Genomic DNA, 16,308 nt, shown 5'->3' with positions numbered 1-16,308 from the left:
GTGCATGGAATTTTCGTTAGAACAAATTTCTAATTTGCGGAAAAGACGAGGGATATTCGCATGAAACAGTGCAAGGCCTGGATTGCCGGTGTTTCGGGGACAAAACTTACACCGGATGAAGTTGCCTTTTTCCGCGATGAGAGGCCTTGGGGCTTTATCTTGTTCGCGCGCAATGTCGAAAGTCTTGAACAGGTTGCCGAACTGACCGCGCATATGCGCGAGGTGACGGGGCGCGATCAGACTCCGGTTTTCATAGATCAGGAAGGCGGGCGCGTGCAGCGCCTGCGTCCGCCGCTTGTGCAGAACTATCCCTCTGCTGGAGAGATTGGAGCGATCTATACGCGTGACCGCGAAGCGGGCCTGCGCGCCGCATGGCTGCATGCGCGTCTGCACGCCTTCGATCTTTTGAAGGTTGGCGTCACCTCCGACTGCCTGCCGGTGCTCGATGTCCCCGTCGAGGGCGCAAATGATGTGATCGGCGCCCGCGCTTATTCCAAGAATCCGCATGCGGTGGCTGAATTGGGCCGTGCCGCTGCCGAGGGCTTGCTGGCGGGCGGCGTATTGCCGGTCATGAAGCATATGCCGGGCCATGGCCGCGCCTTTGCGGATACGCATAAGGAACTGGCCCGGGTGAACGCGCCATTGAGCGAATTGCTGGCGCATGATTTCGTGCCGTTCAAGGCGTTGAATGATCTACCGATGGCGATGACGGCGCATGTCGTATTCGACGCGCTCGATCCGCAGCGTCCGTCCACCCTGTCGCCGACCGTGATCAACACGATCATCCGTCAGGTGATTGAGTTCGATGGCCTCATCATGAGCGACGATATTTCGATGAAAGCGCTCTCCGGCGAACTCGGCGATATCGCTGGGGGCATCACCGGAGCAGGCTGCGATATCGTGCTTTATTGCGCAGGCGTGATGGAGGAACTGGTTCAGGTCGCCGCCCGCGTGCCGGTCCTTGAAGGCAAGTCGAAGCGTCGCGCTGATCTGGCCGAAGTCTACGCCGGTGATCCGGACCTTTCGGATGAAGATGAACTGCGCGCAGAATTCAATGGTATATTCGAAGCGATAGCGTAATCGTTAAAACTTGGTAAACTGCAAAGATGCGTTGCCCGGCTTGTCCGGGCAGCGTGAGTGACGACTGCGCATCGAGAGGCTAGCGGTTTGGCGGCATCAGGAACGAACACGGACGGAAAAGACGGTACGCTCGTGCCGATGGATCTCGCTGTGGCAAAGCGATGCCGAACGGGCTCAAAGCGAGCCGTCCTTGCTGATCGACGTGCAGGGCTTTGAAGGTCCGCTCGATCTTCTGCTGCATCTGGCGCGCAACCAGCGTGTTGATCTGGCGCGTATTTCCGTTCTGGCGCTGGCCGAGCAATATCTCGAATTCGTGGAGCAGGCCCGGGCGTTCCGGCTGGAGCTGGCCGCCGATTATCTCGTGATGGCGGCGTGGCTCGCTTATCTGAAATCCAAGCTGCTGATTCCAAAGCAGCAAGGGGATGATGGCGAGACCGGCGAAGAACTTGCGGCATCCTTGCAATTTCGTCTGAAACGGCTGGAGGCAATGCGCGATGCCGCAGCCGCTTTGGTCAATCGCAGCCGGCTGGGGCGCGATGTCTTCGCGCGCGGCATGCCGGAAGTGGTGATGGTCGATCGCGCCAGCCAGTTTTCTGCCTCGCTATACGATCTTCTGACGGCTTACGCTTCCCAAAGGCAGCGGCAAGCCGTGACGAATGTGCAGATTACCAAACGTGCCGTCTGGTCGTTGAAAGAAGCCCGTGTCGCATTGGTGCGCCTGATGGGTGGCGATATCGGCGACTGGATTTCGCTCGACCGTTTTCTCATCGACTATGCGCTGTCGCCGCAGGAAAGGGCGTCGGCGCTCGCAAGCTCCTTTGCCGCCAGTCTGGAACTGGTGCGTGAAGGCAAGCTTGAAGTTCGCCAGAATGCGCCGTTCGAGCCGATTTATATGCGGGCCAAGCCCGGTTTAAGCGAATTTGACGAGGACGAGGATGTCTGAGGCCGAACGCCCGCTGGCGGAATTCGAGATGGATGATGAATTTGAGGAAGCACAGCTTCCGGCAAATGGACTGGCCGATCTGGCGCGCATCGTCGAGGCGATCATTTTTGCTTCCGCCGAACCAGTGTCGGAGCGCGCCCTTCAGGAACGCCTGCCGCCAAGAGCCGAGCTTGCTCCGATCTTGCAGCATCTCCAGAAAGTCTATGAGTCGCGTGGGGTGCATCTGGTGCAGGTCGGTGCGGCCTGGGTGTTCCGTACCGCGCCCGATCTCGCTTTCCTGATGAGCCGTGAGGCGGTGCAGCAGCGCAAACTGTCGCGAGCTGCAATGGAAGTGCTGGCGATCATTGCGTATCACCAGCCGGTCACGCGCGCTGAACTCGAAGATATTCGCGGTGTCGAAACGTCGAAAGGCACGCTGGACGTGTTGATGGAAACCGGCTGGATCAAGCTGCGCGGGCGTCGCCGCACGCCGGGCCGTCCGGTCACCTATGGCACGACGGAATCGTTTCTCGACCACTTCGGGTTGCCGGAAATCCGCGATCTTCCGGGTCTGGAAGAATTGCGCGGGGCAGGGCTTCTTTCCGCCCGCATGCCTTCAAGCTTTGCTGTTCCGGTGCCGAATATCGATCCGGATGAGCTAACCGACGAAGAAGAGCCGCTCGAGGATATCGATCTTGAAGGCCTCGGCCTGCTGGCTCCTAAAGGGTGAAATAGGCCCAATCTCGTCATGATCCACAATTCGCTGCACATAAAGAGGACACATGCGACGAATAAAATCGTCACATCTGCCTTCACAGCTATACTTCCGTTTGAAAGATTGCTTGAAAGCGCTTAAATCACTATCGACATTGCAGGAACAGGCTGCGTTTAAGCAGCGATGAGAGGAATGAAATGGGTAGCTTTTCCATCTGGCACTGGCTGATCGTTCTGGCGGTTGTGCTGCTTCTTTTTGGCCGCGGCAAGATTCCCGAGCTGATGGGCGATGTTGCCAAGGGCATCAAGAATTTCAAGCAGGGCATGAACGACGAAGACGCTGCCAAGGACGCTGGGGATGACGGTCGCACGATCGACGCCAAGGCGGAAGAAACCGTCAACACCGTCAAGAAAACCACCAAGTCCTGATCTATCGGATCAAGAATGCTGCGTATCGCGATGGATACGCAGCATGTTTGTCATCTGTAAAAGTGCGGTTTTCCGCCGAAAGACGGGACGCGCGCGCATTGCGCGGGGTATAAAATGCTCGATGTCGGTTGGTCTGAATTGCTGGTCATTGCGATCGTGATGATCGTTGTCGTCGGCCCCAAGGATTTGCCGAAGATGCTTAGAGCCTTCGGTAAGGCGACGGCGCGCATGCGCGCGACAGCCAACGAGTTTCGCAACCAGTTCAACGAAGCCTTGAAAGAGGCGGAACTGGAAGACGTCAAGAATATCATCGACGAAACACGCAAGCTCGATCCGCGCTCCAAGCTGACGCAGGTTTTCGATCCGATTCGAAGTGCAGGCGAAGACCTGAAATCGAGCATCAAATCCTCGACCTCCATGTCGCCTGCGACGCCTGACAAGGTTGCGGAAGTGACCACACCGGTCGATTTGAGCGGAACGCCTGTTCCTGTATCTGCGCCGGTTCAGGCAGACACTGCCCCGGAAAAGCCTGCCAAGGCTGCGCGGGCGCCCCGCAAAACGGCGGCAAAAGCTGCGCCAGCGGCACCGAAGGTGACAAAGGCCAAGGCCGAGACGACAAAGCCTGCGGTCGCGAAACCTGCTGCTGTCAAAAAGCCTGCTGCAAAACCGGCTGCGGTGAAATCCGCGGCAAAGAAAGCGGCGGATACAGCAAAGCCAGCCGCCGATAAGGCGGTTGCTCCTGCCAAAAAGACCACCAAGAAGACAGGAACCAAAGCGTGACCCGTGACGAGGATGAAATCGAGCAGAGTGCTGCACCTTTGCTTGAACACCTGATCGAACTGCGCCGCCGCCTCATTTGGGCAATCCTGGCATTTTTCGTGGCATTCGTGTTCTGCTTTGCCTTCGCAAAGCATCTCTTCAATCTGCTTGTGGTGCCTTATCAATGGGCCATCGACTGGGCAGGCATGGACCGCTCCAAGGCCGAGCTGATCTATACCGCACCGCAGGAGTTCTTCTTCACGCAGGTGAAGGTGGCGATGTTCGGCGGTATTGTGCTCGCATTCCCGATCATCGCAGCGCAGATCTACAAGTTTGTAGCGCCGGGGCTTTATAAGCACGAGCGTATGGCGTTCCTGCCATTCCTCATTGCATCGCCGCTTCTGTTCCTGCTGGGCGGCGCGCTCGTTTATTTCTTCTTCACCCCGATGGTGATGTGGTTCTTCCTGGCCATGCAGCAGACGGGCGGCGCGGGGGAAGTGCAGATTTCGCTTCTGCCGAAGGTCTCGGAATATCTGAGCCTCATCATGACGCTCATTTTCGCTTTCGGTCTGGTTTTCCAGTTGCCGGTCATCACCAGCCTCATGGCGCGTGTTGGTCTGGTGACTTCGGCGGGCCTGAAGGACAAGCGTAAATATGCGATTGTGATCGCCTTCGTCGTGGCCGCCGTTCTGACGCCGCCCGATCCGGCGAGCCAGATCGGTCTTGCCTTGCCGACGATCCTTCTCTACGAGATTTCCATTATCGTGGCTCGTATGATCGAGAAGAAACGCGACGAAGCAGAGAACGCAAAAGAAGCTGAAAACGACGCTTCTTCCTCCTGATCGTAGACTACGATTTCCGCTGGCCGCAGCTTTTGCGGCCCGCTTGTACTCAAATTTCACGAAACGGCTTTTCCCATGCTCGACATCAAATGGATTCGCGAAAACCCTGAAGACCTCGATAAGGCGCTTGCAAAGCGCGGGGCAGGGCCGCTCTCGTCCGAACTGATCGCGCTCGACGAAAAGCGCCGCGAAAATGTCGGCAAGGTTCAAGCCGCACAGGAACGTCGCAATGCCGCTTCGAAGGAAATCGGCAAGGCGATGGCTGAAAAAGACACCGCCACCGCCGATAAGCTGAAAGCGGAAGTAAACGAGCTCAAGAATTTCCTCGCTCACGCTGAGGAAGAAGAGCGTCGGCTGGTCAAGGAACTGAACGACGCGCTGTCGACAATACCGAATGTTCCGCTTGGCGATGTGCCGCTTGGCAAGGACGAAGCCGACAATGTCGAGGTTCGCCGCGTCGGCAATCAGCGCAATTTCTCCTTCCAGCCAAAGGAGCATTATGAGCTGGGCGAAGCGCTCGGCATGATGGATTTCGAACGCGCCGCGAAAATCGCCGGTGCGCGCTTTACGATTCTGAAGGGCGGTCTGGCGCGTCTTGAGCGTGCGCTTGGTCAGTTCATGCTCGACCTCCACACGACGCAGCATGGCTACACCGAAACCATGCCGCCTTTGATGGTGCGCGATGAGGCCGTTTATGGCACCGGCCAGCTGCCGAAATTCTCGGAAGACCTGTTCCGCACCACGGATGGGCGCTGGCTGATTCCGACGGCGGAAGTGCCGCTGACCAATCTGGTCGCCGACGAAATCGTCGATGTGAAGACCCTGCCGCAGCGCTACACCGCGCTGACGCCTTGCTTCCGTTCGGAAGCCGGTTCCGCCGGGCGCGATACGCGCGGCATGTTGCGCCAGCACCAGTTCCAGAAAGTGGAAATGGTGTCGATCACCGATGCAGAAAGCTCGATTGCCGAACATGAGCGCATGACGGCTTGCGCCGAAGAAGTGCTGAAGCGTCTTGGACTGCCGTTCCGCACCGTCGTGCTTTGCACCGGCGATATGGGCTTTGGCGCGCAGAAGACCTACGATATCGAGGTCTGGCTTCCAGGTCAGAACACCTATCGCGAAATCTCCAGCTGCTCGGTCTGCGGTGATTTCCAGGGTCGCCGTATGAATTCCCGCTATCGCCCGGAGGGCGAGAAGTCCACGCGCTTCGTCCACACTCTCAACGGGTCTGGCGTTGCGGTCGGTCGCGCGCTCATTGCCGTCATGGAAAATTACCAGCAGGAAGATGGCAGCATTCATATTCCTGAAGCATTGCAGCCATACATGGGCGGCCTCACGCGCATTGAAAAGGCTGCGTGATTCAGGATCTCAATAATTAAAGCAGGAGTGAAGACGTGCGAATTTTGCTGACGAACGATGATGGTATCCACGCTGAAGGCCTCGCAGTTCTGGAGCGAATCGCACGACAGCTCTCGGATGATGTCTGGGTGGTTGCGCCGGAAACCGACCAGAGCGGTCTGGCGCATTCGCTGACCTTGTCGGAGCCGCTGCGCCTGCGCCAGATTGACGATACCCATTTCGCGCTGCGCGGCACGCCGACCGATTGCGTCATCATGGGCGTCCGTCATGTGCTGCCGGGTGCGCCGGACCTCATCCTGTCCGGCGTCAATTCCGGTGCGAATATCGCAGACGACGTGACCTATTCGGGCACCGTGGCCGGTGCGATGGAAGGAACGCTGCTCGGCATTCGCTCCATCGCCCTGTCGCAGGAATATGATTATGAAGGCGACCGCCGGATAGTTCCTTGGGAAACAGCTGAAGCGCACGCGCCAGACCTGATCCGTAAGCTGGTCGCAGCCGGTTGGCCGGAAGGCGTTCTGCTGAACCTCAATTTCCCGAATTGCGGTGCGGATGAAGTGCAGGGCACCCGCGTGACGGCGCAAGGCAAGCTTAGCCACGATGCGCGTCTTGATGAGCGCCGCGACGGTCGCGGTTTCCCGTATTTCTGGCTGCGGTTCGGTCGCGGCAAAGCTCCGGTCGCCGACGACAGCGATCTGGCCGCCATCCGCTCCGACTGCATCTCGGTCACGCCGTTGCACCTCGACCTGACGGCGCATAAGGTTCGTGCAGAACTGAGCTCTGCGCTTGGTCTTGAAGCTTGAAGCGGGGGGGAAGCATGAGGCAGGCAACGTCTGAGCGGCCAAGGCTTTCGGACCGGGAAGGATTTGCATCCTTCGTCTTGCGCATGCGCGCGCGCGGCATTGATGATCCGCGCCTCTTTGCGGCCATTGAAGCGACCCCACGCCAGAGCTTTCTTGCTTCGGCGTGGTCGCATCTGGCTTATAGCACCCGCACGGCGCCACTCGATTGCGGCGAATATATCGAAGGCATTGACGATCAGGCGCGTGTGCTAGCCGCGCTCAAGCTGGAACCCGGCCATCGCGTGCTGGAAATCGGCACGGGATCGGGCTTTACCGCCGCTGTCATGTCATTGCTGTCCGGTCGTGTGACGACCGTAGAGCGTTATCGCAAACTCTGCGACCATGCCTTGCAGCAGTTCGTCTCGCTCAAGCGTGAGAACATCATGGTCAAGCATGCCGATGGACGGCATGGCATGCCGGGCGGGCCGTTCGACCGAGATCATTCTCTGGCTGGCTTGCGAGGAAGTGCCGCGTCATTTCGTGGAGCTGCTTGCAACGCATGGGGTTCTCATCACGCCGATTGGTCCCGGTGACGGCGAACAGATCGTGACGCGAATCTCGAAGGTTGGCAGCCGTTTCGAGCAGGAAAACCTGATGGCTGTTCGCTATCAGCCCTTCATTGAAGGCGTTTCCTCGGTTCTTTGAAGATTCACATTTTCCAATCTACCCGTCATGTGTTTCAGTGCCCACCGATGATGGCCGCGCGCCAATGCGGGCTTATGGTGTTTAATTGGTGAATCTTTTTCCAAAGTTGGGCCGTTCTTAACCAGCGAGTAACATTAACGCGCTTTAATCGTCTTACTGAGTTTCGAGTATGGACGAGTTGAACATGCGTTTCCCAATTTTGCATCATACGTCCGAACGTCTCCTGCGGAATGTCGCAATTGTTCTGATTGCCGGCTTTGGAGCCGGGTGCAGTTCCGATACGATGCGTTTCACAGACGGCATCTTTACCGGTTCGACGTCCAATCAGCGCGTTGCGCAACAGCCCGCAGGCGATGTTTATGCGTCCGCCCCAATAGCGCCAGCCCCGCGGGTTTCCAGCGGAACGGTACAGCGCAATTCCCTTCCGGCGCCTTCTGCGGTGTCTTCCGCTCCGATGGCGGCACCGGTCGCCGCAGCGCGCCAGTCGGTTCAGGCACCAGTCGCTGCGGCATCAACGCAGATGCAGAACCAGGTTGGTCAGGCCCGCGATATGACGGCCAATCAGGTCAATGGCGCAGAGACCCGCGTGGCAAGCGCTGCCACGACGACCCATAATGCCGTGAACGGCACGAAGGAAAAGGTTCTGGGCCAGCTTCCGGCAACGCCGGGGCAGGGTGCCCCGCGCCCGACGGACAACAACATAGCTGTTGTCCCCGCAGTCCCTTCGGTTAACGGCAAGAAATCTGCTGCCGCAACCGATCTGGCATCGGCTGGCGCGAACACGGCAACGCCGCCTGCACCAAAGGGCGGCTATACGGTCCAGAGCGGCGATTCGCTGTTCTCTATCGCACAGAAGCACAACGTTCCGGTTGACGACCTGAAGAAGGCCAACGGCCTGTCTAACGGCGCAATCCGCGTCGGCCAGACGCTGGTGATCCCGGCAGCCGGTGCTGCTGCTGTAACGCAAGTTGCCGCTGTCACGCCGCAGCCCGCAAGCCCGGCCAAGGCTGTTGCCGCAGCGCCGGAAGCGGCTGGAAGCGTCAAGCCTTATACGCCGCCGCAAGCGAGCAACAAGGTGATCGAGGATGCCGAGAAGGATCAGGCCGCAGCGCCTTCTTCCACCGGTATTTCTCAGATGCGCTGGCCGGTTCGCGGTCGTATTCTGGCGAGCTTCGGTCAGCGTGAAGGCACTGCTGTCAGCGATGGCATCGATATCATGGTTCCGGAAGGAACCTCGGTTAAGGCCGCTGAAAACGGCGTCGTCATCTATGCTGGCGACGGTTTGAAGGAATTCGGTCAGACGGTTCTGATCCGTCACGACAACGGTCTTGTCACGGTCTATGGCCATAACAGCCAGATACTGGTGCAGCGCGGCCAGAAGGTTCGTCGTGGCGAAGATATCGCAAAGTCCGGCATGAGCGGGAATGCGAAGTCGCCGAAGCTGCACTTTGAAGTGCGCAAGAATTCCTCGCCGGTCAATCCTTCCAAATATCTGGAAAGCTGATTGCGCTGAGAGATGTAAATCAAAAGGCGGGCCGAAAAGCCCGCCTTTTTCTATTCTTACATTGCAACGCCGAGGCGGCCAGCAAGGTCCTGCACATATTGCCAGGCCACGCGCCCCGAGCGGTTGCCGCGCGTGGTTGACCATTCCAGCGCTTCCGCGTGAAGCTTGGCTTGATCGTAGTTCAGTTTGAAATGGGCTGCATAGCCGTCAACCATGGCGAGATAATCGTCTTGGCTGCACTTATGGAAGCCGAGCCAAAGGCCGAAGCGGTCCGACAGCGAAACTTTCTCTTCAATCGCTTCCGACGGGTTGATCGCCGTGGAACGCTCATTGTCGATCATGTCACGCGGCATGAGGTGGCGGCGGTTCGATGTTGCATAGAAGATCACATTGCCCGGACGGCCCTCGACGCCGCCTTCGAGCGCGGCTTTGAGCGACTTATAAGACGTGTCGTCATGGTCGAAGGAAAGGTCGTCGCAGAACAGGATGAAGCGATATTCCGTATCCTTGATCATGTTCATCAGCGTCGGCAGGCTGTCGATATCCTCGCGATGGATTTCGATCAGCTTAAGCGGCTTCTGGGACGTGAGTTCGGCGTTAACGCTGGCCTGCGCGGCCTTCACCAGCGAGGATTTGCCCATGCCGCGTGCGCCCCATAGCAAAACGTTGTTTGCCGGATAGCCATTTGCGAAGCGGCGGGTATTGTCTACAAGCTGGTCGCGCACCAAATCTACGCCACGGATCAGGGAGATATCCACGCGGTTAACCCGCTTCACCGGATCAAGCGTCAATCGTTCCGGCGCCCAGACAAAACAGTCTGCGGCGTCGAGGTCCGGCGTTTTGGCTTCTGGTGGTGCGATACGTTCGAGCGCGGCGATCAAACGGTCCAGTTTCTGGCTGAGTATGTCTTCGGTCGTCATTTCCATGCCCCTAGTGGTGTCTGAACGGCTTAACATGTCACAGCGGAGGCGAAAAGTGTGCGACCTTGGCGCAGGCGGGATGATCGTCGGTTGCATTTGGCGCGCCAACCATTGTAATGCCCTTAACAAATTGTCTTTGAGACTTCAGAGGAGTTCCTAATGTTCGTAACACCGGCTTTCGCTCAAGCACCTGGCGGCGGCGCTTTGGCCCAGACATGCTCATGAGCATTCTGCCGTTCATCCTGATCTTCGTCATCATGTATTTCCTCATCATCCGCCCGCAGCGGACCCAGATGAAGAAGCGTCAGGAAATGCTGAACGCAGTGCGCCGTGGCGATACGGTTGTCACCGGCGGCGGCATCGTCGGCAAGGTGCAGAAGGTCGTCGACGACAATGAAGTCGAAGTCGAAATCGCCGAAGGCGTTCGCATCAAGGTTCTGCGCAGCACCCTGATGGATGTGCGCGTCAAGGGCGAACCAGTCGCCGATAATAAGAACAAGTAATCTCTTTTTGAGATGATACGGGCTCCGGTAAGCATTCACTAACCGGAGCCCGTGCAATATTCGGTCGGCGCGACCTTTGTATGCGCGCATGACCCAAGGCCGGAGAGCGGTGCGCATTCGTACCCCGGCATGCCCTATCCAGGCCAAAACGGGCCAAGCTGAAACGGAATTGCTGCTCTATGCTCTATTTTTCACGCTGGAAATCGGCCCTGATCTGGTTGGCGGTTCTCGTCAGCTTCGTCATCGCTTCCCCTAATTTTTTCTCGCGTGAAACGCTGGCGAGATCTGCCCGGTTTCCTGCCGAAGAAGCAGGTCGCGCTCGGCCTTGATCTTTCCGGCGGCTCCCGCCTTGTTCTGCAGGTTCAAAATGCAGGCCGCAACGATCTGGAACACAGTGCCGAGATCATGCGGCAGCGGCTGGAGGAACTGGGTTACGGTCGTCCCGTTGTGGAAACCGAAGCGCGCAACCAGATTCGCGTCGAAGTTCCGGGCCTTTACGATGCGCAGCTTCTGAAAGACATTCTGAGTATTCGCGGCGATCTATCATTCCACGCTGTGGATGATTCCGTTTCGCCGGATGACGCCATTCGCGGCGCGCCCCGGTGGGTAGCGAAGTCGTCTATTCCTATGACGATCCGCCGGTCGGTTATCTCGTCAAGAAACAGCCCGTTCTCACCGGCGCGAATATCACCGACGCGAAGGCCACGCTTTCTTCCGATGATAATGAACCGGTTATTACCCTGACCCTTGATGACGCGGGCCGCAAAGGTCTGGCAGAGCTGACCGCCAATGCGACGGGCAAGAGCTTTGCCATCGTGGTCGATAATCAGGTCGTGTCTGCGCCGGTCATCAGCGAGCCGCTCGATACCAACGAATTGCAGATTTCAGGCGCCTTCGATTTGCAGGCTGCCAACAATATGGCCGTGGTTCTGCGTTCCGGCACGTTGCCACAGGCTGTGACCGTGCTTGAAGAGCGCACCATCGCCTCGGCACTTGGCGAGGATTATGCCAGCGCTGCCGTGACGGCTGCACTTCTGGCCGCACTTCTCGTCGGCCTGTTCATGGTGCTGTCCTATGGCGTTCTTGGCGTCATCGCCATGGTCGCGCTTGTGGTCAATATCATCATCTTGACTGCGGTGATGTCGCTGATCGGCGCTTCCATCAGCCTCGCCAGCGTTGCCGGTCTGGTGCTCATCATCGGCATGGCGGTTGACGCGAATATTCTGATCTATGAACGCGTGCGCGAAGATCGCCGCAAGGGCTATTCCGTCGTGCAGGCGATGGAATCCGGTTTCTACCGCGCTCTGTCGACCATCATCGACGCCAATCTGACAACACTCATTGCCGCATTGGTTCTGTTCCTGCTCGGTTCCGGCACGGTGCATGGCTTTGCTTTGACCGTCGCGGTTGGTATTGGCACGACGCTGTTCACCACGCTGACTTTTACCCGACTGCTGATCGCCCAATGGGTGCGCACGGCAAAGCCGAAGGAAGTGCCGAAGCGCCGCCTCAAGCTGGTGCCGACGGTGACGCATATTCCGTTCATGCGCCTTCAATTCATTACGCTCGGCATCTCCGTGCTGGCCTGCGCCATCGTGGTGGCGCTGTTTGTGAATATCGGCTTCAACTACGGCATCGATTTCCGTGGCGGTTCGATGGTCGAGCTTCAGGCGCGCAGCGGTGACGCCAATCTGGAAGATATTCAGGACCGTCTCTCCGAACTAAATATCGACAGCGCCCGTGTTCTGCCCGCCAAATCGGCGCGCTCGGCGCTTGTGATCATCGGCAGCCAGGAAGTCGGTGATGACGCCGAACAGACGGTCGCTGTAAAACTGCGCGGTGAGTTCGAACAGGATTATTCGTTCCAGCGTGTGGAAGTCGTCGGCCCGACGGTTTCCGAACAGCTGTCGCGCGCCGGTATTCTGGCCGTTGTCCTGTCGCTAATCGGCATTTTCATCTATGTCTGGGTGCGGTTCCGGTGGCAACTGGCGCTTGGCGCCGTGCTATCGACCCTGCATGACGTGGTTATTCTCGCAGGCATGTTCATTGTCTTCCGCATGGAATTCAATCTGTGGAGCGTCGCGGCAATCCTGACGATCATCGGCTATTCGCTGAACGATACGGTCGTGATTTATGACCGCGTTCGCGAAAACCTGCGCCGCTACAGCAGCGCGCCGCTGCCTGCGATCATCGATGCCTCGATCAACCAGACCCTGTCGCGTACCTTGCTGACGTCTTTCGTGACGTTCCTCGCGCATATTCCGCTTTACGCCTTTGGCGGCGCGGATATCCGCATGTTTGCGCTGGCGCTCAGCGTCGGCATTATTGTGGCGAGCTATTCGTCGATCTTCATCGCCGCACCGCTGCTGGTTCAGTTTGGACTGAAGCCGCGCGGGCCTGAGCAGGATGAGGAAATGGGCGACGAACTTGCACAGTCGCTCAATCTGGAAAGCTGAGAATGGCCAAGGGAATAGAAATACGCGAAGCGCATTTTCCGGGGCGCGCGCCCATTGATGCTTATGGCGATGGTGGTTTTCGTTTCGCCGAAATGTCGCATCGCGGTTCGATCCTGTGTCTGCCCTCCGGTATTCACGGCTGGAAGCCTGCAATGCCGCCGGTGCTTTCGCGGGCCGATCTGGAGCTGATTCTGGAGCAGGCTTCGGATATTGAAATTCTGCTGGTTGGAACCGGAATGGATCTGCGGCGTATTCCAGAAGACGTGCGCGCTGTTTTGCGCGAGCATCGCATTTCATCCGATCCGATGAGCACAGGTGCTGCCGTGCGGACCTATAATGTGCTGCTGGCGGAAGATCGCGCGGTTGCGGCGGCGCTTATTGCAGTAGAATAACGATCATGAACCAGAATGAGGCACATTGCCTGGCGCTTCTTCGTGAGGCTGACCGGGACCGTTATCTGTCGGTGCTCTATGCGCCGGAGGATAAACGCGGCGGGCTGGCGGCACTCTATGCCTTCAATGCGGAAGTGGCGCGCATTCGCGATCTTGTTCATGAGCCGTTGCCGGGCGAAGTACGTCTGCAATGGTGGCGCGATCTGATCAATGGCGAGGCGAGGGGCAGCGCTGATGCGCACCCGGTTGCCGCTGCTCTGGTCGAAACAATCGACAAATACGAGCTTCCGCGCTCCGCTTTCGACAATTATTGCGAGGCGCGTATCTTCGATCTCTATGACGATCCGATGCCAAGCCGTAACGATCTGGAAGGCTATTGCGGTGAGACCGCTTCGGCAATCATTCAGTTAGCCGGCTTTATTCTGGATCGTGACGCCGCGCAGGCGCAGAGTGAAACCGCCGGTCACGCGGGCGTTGCGCAGGCGACGACAGGCCTGCTTCGCCTATTGCCGATTCATCGCCGTCGCGGCCAGCTCTATGTTCCAGCCGACATGCTGGCATCGGTCGGCGTGACGCGCGAAGCATTTTTTTGCCAACGACGATCCGTCGGCTTTTGAGCGCGTGGCCAGCGTCATGCTGGCACTGGCGCGGGAACATCTGGCGATTTTCGATAAGGCAAGGGCGACATTGCCAAAAAGCCTTGCACCGGCATTTTTGCCGATGGCCATCGTGCCAGCTTATCTGAAAGCGATTGAACGCCTTGGCGGCAGGGCGGCAGAACGGACAGCCGATATTTCGGCTATCCGTAAGCAGTGGCTGATGCTTCGCGCCAATTTCTGACCGTCAGGCCAGCTGTTCCAGCCATGTGCGGAAATCTGCAAGCGCGCGGGCGGAAAGCGCACGCTTCTTGGCGATGGTCTTTTCCTTGCCACGCAGACGCTTGCCTTCTTCCTTCGGCACTTCGACCGGCGGAAACAGACCGAAATTGACATTCATCGGCTGGAACGACCGCTTGCCAGGCTCGGCATCGTCAGCGACGATATGGCCGCCGGTGATGTGCCCAAGCAGTGCGCCAAAGGCGGTTGTCGGCGGTGGCGGGACGGCAGCATTGCCCAGTCGCTCCGCAGCGGTGAACCGACCGGCAAGAAGGCCGATGGCCGATGATTCGACATAGCCCTCGCAACCCGTCACCTGGCCGGCAAAGCGCAGTGTCGGACGCGACTTCAGGCGCAGCACGCTGTCGAGCAGCACGGGGGAGTTCAGGTAGGTGTTACGATGCAAACCGCCGAGGCGCGCGAATTCGGCATTTTCCAGCCCGGGAATCATCTTGAAGATGCCGGTCTGTGAGCCGTATTTCAGCTTCGTCTGGAAACCGACCATGTTGTAGAGCGTGCCAAGCGCATTGTCCTGACGCAGTTGCACAACCGCATAGGCCTTGACGGTCGGGTTATGCGCATTGGTCAGGCCCATAGGCTTCATCGGGCCGTGGCGCAGCGTTTCGGGTCCGCGTTCCGCCATGACTTCAATCGGCAGACAGCCATCGAAATAGGGCGTGCCTTCCCATTCCTTGAATTCCGTCTTGTCGCCTTCGACAAGCGCCGCCACGAACGCCTCATACTGCTCCTTATCCATGGGGCAGTTGATATAGTCCTTGCCGGTGCCGCCGGGGCCGACCTTGTCGTAGCGCGACTGGAACCAGCAGACATCCATATTGATCGAATCGAAATGCACGATGGGCGCAATCGCATCGAAAAAGGCGAGTGCATCGGCATCCGTTTCCGCAGCGATGGCTTCGGCAAGCGACGGCGCGGTCAGCGGGCCGGTGGCAACGATGGTCGTGCCCCATTCTTCCGGCGGCAGGCCGGTGACTTCCTCGCGCTTGATGGTAATCAGCGGATGAGCCTCAAGCTTTTCGGTTACGGCTTGCGCAAATCCCTCGCGGTCCACAGCAAGCGCGCCGCCCGCCGGAACCTGATGTGCATCGGCGCAGGCCATGATGAGCGAGCCTGCAAGGCGCATTTCCGCATGCAGTACGCCGACAGCATTGGTTTCGGCATCATCCGAGCGGAATGAATTGGAGCAGACGAGTTCGGCCAGTTGTTCGGTCTTGTGCGCATCAGTGCCGCGCACGGGACGCATTTCATGCAGCACGACAGGAACGCCTGCCTGCGCAATCTGCCAGGCGGCTTCGGAGCCAGCGAGACCGCCGCCAACGACGTGAATGGGGGTGAGATCGGATGTGTTTGTCATGGTCCTTCCCATATCGCCTTTGCTGGCGGCCATCAATGGGCGAGCAAGGTCCAGAAAAACAAATGGCATCCGTCGCGGGAGGAGGTGCGACGGATGCCATATGGAAAGACCGGATTGGGAGGAGGAGAACCGGTCTCGTTGTCGCTAAGCCTGGGAGGAGGATGGCTTGGCAACAAACCAGGGCTGGCGGGAGGAGGATCCAGTCCTGGTGGTATTCACAGCGCGAAACTTCAATCTGAAATTTTCATCGAAAGGCGTTCAGCGTAGTGCAATCGTCGCGAACAGCTTTTCGGTCTTCAGCTTGATGCTTAGCGAGCCTTGCTCTGACGAGCGACGTAAGGGATGTCGGCGCGGGAGATGCCGAGATCGTTCAGTTCGCGAGTCGAAAGCTGGTTCAGTTCGCTGACGGTTTCACGGTAACGGCGCCAGTTGTTGTAAGAGCGAAACAGGTTCATGATCTTAATCCTTCAATGTGCGATGCTATCGCTTGGGTTCAATTCATCTCTTTTGTTGCCCATGATATAAGCTATTGTTTTTGCAAGTTGCAGAGCCGACTTTGCATAGCTGCCTTGCGGTTCCTGCACGACGCTTTAAATCGATTGGACTGTTCCGGCACAAAATTGCCGCAATGCGATTTGATCGGGTGGTTTGCTGGTTGCGAAGTTTCTTATATGTTCTCAACCGGTTGCGG

12 protein-coding genes and 5 pseudogenes are annotated in these 16,308 nt (G+C 58.1%); 14 read left to right on the top strand and 3 right to left on the bottom strand.

What is annotated here, in order from left to right:
- Positions 1 to 60: 60 nt before the first annotated feature.
- The 10 genes and pseudogenes from nagZ (at position 61) to dipM (ending at position 9,096) form a co-directional block, all read left to right on the top strand.
- Positions 61 to 1,080, top strand: coding sequence for a beta-N-acetylhexosaminidase (nagZ, locus tag QLQ11_RS03850; protein WP_121535961.1), 1,020 nt, complete (start codon positions 61 to 63; stop codon positions 1,078 to 1,080).
- 87 nt (positions 1,081 to 1,167) lie between these two features.
- Positions 1,168 to 2,023 (top strand): annotated as a pseudogene (locus QLQ11_RS03845) (ScpA family protein).
- Entirely contained in the window at positions 2,016 to 2,732 is a 717-nt protein-coding gene (gene scpB, locus QLQ11_RS03840) for an SMC-Scp complex subunit ScpB (RefSeq protein WP_121535967.1), read from the top strand. Before QLQ11_RS03845 ends, scpB begins: the two are co-directional and overlap by 8 nt.
- Positions 2,733 to 2,914: 182 nt before the next feature.
- Complete coding sequence (locus tag QLQ11_RS03835; protein ID WP_109368860.1) at positions 2,915 to 3,145, top strand: twin-arginine translocase TatA/TatE family subunit; 231 nt, start codon at positions 2,915 to 2,917, stop codon at positions 3,143 to 3,145.
- 114 nt (positions 3,146 to 3,259) lie between these two features.
- On the top strand, positions 3,260 to 3,925 hold the full coding sequence (tatB, locus tag QLQ11_RS03830) for a Sec-independent protein translocase protein TatB (protein ID WP_121535970.1): 666 nt from the start codon (positions 3,260 to 3,262) through the stop codon (positions 3,923 to 3,925).
- On the top strand, positions 3,922 to 4,746 hold the full coding sequence (gene tatC, locus QLQ11_RS03825) for a twin-arginine translocase subunit TatC (protein ID WP_109368862.1): 825 nt from the start codon (positions 3,922 to 3,924) through the stop codon (positions 4,744 to 4,746). Before tatB ends, tatC begins: the two co-directional genes overlap by 4 nt.
- A gap of 75 nt (positions 4,747 to 4,821) precedes the next feature.
- Positions 4,822 to 6,105 carry a serine--tRNA ligase gene (gene serS, locus QLQ11_RS03820; protein ID WP_121535973.1) on the top strand — a complete coding sequence of 428 codons (1,284 nt, stop codon included), beginning with the start codon at positions 4,822 to 4,824 and terminating at the stop codon, positions 6,103 to 6,105.
- A gap of 35 nt (positions 6,106 to 6,140) precedes the next feature.
- Positions 6,141 to 6,908 carry a 5'/3'-nucleotidase SurE gene (gene surE, locus QLQ11_RS03815; RefSeq protein ID WP_121535976.1) on the top strand — a complete coding sequence of 256 codons (768 nt, stop codon included), beginning with the start codon at positions 6,141 to 6,143 and terminating at the stop codon, positions 6,906 to 6,908.
- A gap of 14 nt (positions 6,909 to 6,922) precedes the next feature.
- Positions 6,923 to 7,592 (top strand): annotated as a pseudogene (locus tag QLQ11_RS03810) (protein-L-isoaspartate(D-aspartate) O-methyltransferase).
- Between the two features lie 169 nt (positions 7,593 to 7,761).
- Complete coding sequence (gene dipM, locus QLQ11_RS03805; protein ID WP_121535979.1) at positions 7,762 to 9,096, top strand: cell division endopeptidase DipM; 1,335 nt, start codon at positions 7,762 to 7,764, stop codon at positions 9,094 to 9,096.
- A gap of 56 nt (positions 9,097 to 9,152) precedes the next feature.
- Here dipM and QLQ11_RS03800 read toward each other — a convergent pair whose 3' ends face one another.
- Positions 9,153 to 10,016 carry an ATP-binding protein gene (locus QLQ11_RS03800; RefSeq protein ID WP_167836026.1) on the bottom strand — a complete coding sequence of 288 codons (864 nt, stop codon included), beginning with the start codon at positions 10,014 to 10,016 and terminating at the stop codon, positions 9,153 to 9,155.
- Between the two features lie 159 nt (positions 10,017 to 10,175).
- Here QLQ11_RS03800 and yajC point away from each other — a divergent pair.
- From yajC to QLQ11_RS03780, 4 genes and pseudogenes are all read left to right on the top strand, one after another.
- Positions 10,176 to 10,519, top strand: a pseudogene (yajC, locus tag QLQ11_RS03795) (preprotein translocase subunit YajC).
- A 179-nt stretch (positions 10,520 to 10,698) separates the two neighbouring features.
- Positions 10,699 to 12,975 (top strand): annotated as a pseudogene (gene secDF, locus QLQ11_RS03790) (protein translocase subunit SecDF).
- A 2-nt stretch (positions 12,976 to 12,977) separates the two neighbouring features.
- On the top strand, positions 12,978 to 13,367 hold the full coding sequence (locus tag QLQ11_RS03785; RefSeq protein ID WP_109368870.1) for an Mth938-like domain-containing protein: 390 nt from the start codon (positions 12,978 to 12,980) through the stop codon (positions 13,365 to 13,367).
- 5 nt (positions 13,368 to 13,372) lie between these two features.
- A pseudogene (locus QLQ11_RS03780) lies at positions 13,373 to 14,207 on the top strand (phytoene/squalene synthase family protein).
- A gap of 3 nt (positions 14,208 to 14,210) precedes the next feature.
- Here the strand turns inward: QLQ11_RS03780 and trmFO are convergent.
- Entirely contained in the window at positions 14,211 to 15,617 is a 1,407-nt protein-coding gene (trmFO, locus tag QLQ11_RS03775) for a methylenetetrahydrofolate--tRNA-(uracil(54)-C(5))-methyltransferase (FADH(2)-oxidizing) TrmFO (RefSeq protein ID WP_109368872.1), read from the bottom strand.
- A gap of 308 nt (positions 15,618 to 15,925) precedes the next feature.
- Positions 15,926 to 16,072, bottom strand: a complete 147-nt coding sequence (locus QLQ11_RS03770; RefSeq protein WP_078338506.1) for a DUF1127 domain-containing protein — start codon at positions 16,070 to 16,072, stop codon at positions 15,926 to 15,928.
- Positions 16,073 to 16,308 lie beyond the last annotated feature (236 nt).

Origin of the sequence: Ochrobactrum sp. SSR (assembly GCF_030067775.1) — a bacterium.
Taxonomy (GTDB): Bacteria; Pseudomonadota; Alphaproteobacteria; order Rhizobiales; family Rhizobiaceae; genus Brucella; species Brucella teleogrylli.
Note: the sequence above shows the minus strand (reverse complement) of the source record. Positions and strands in the feature narration are given on the sequence as shown.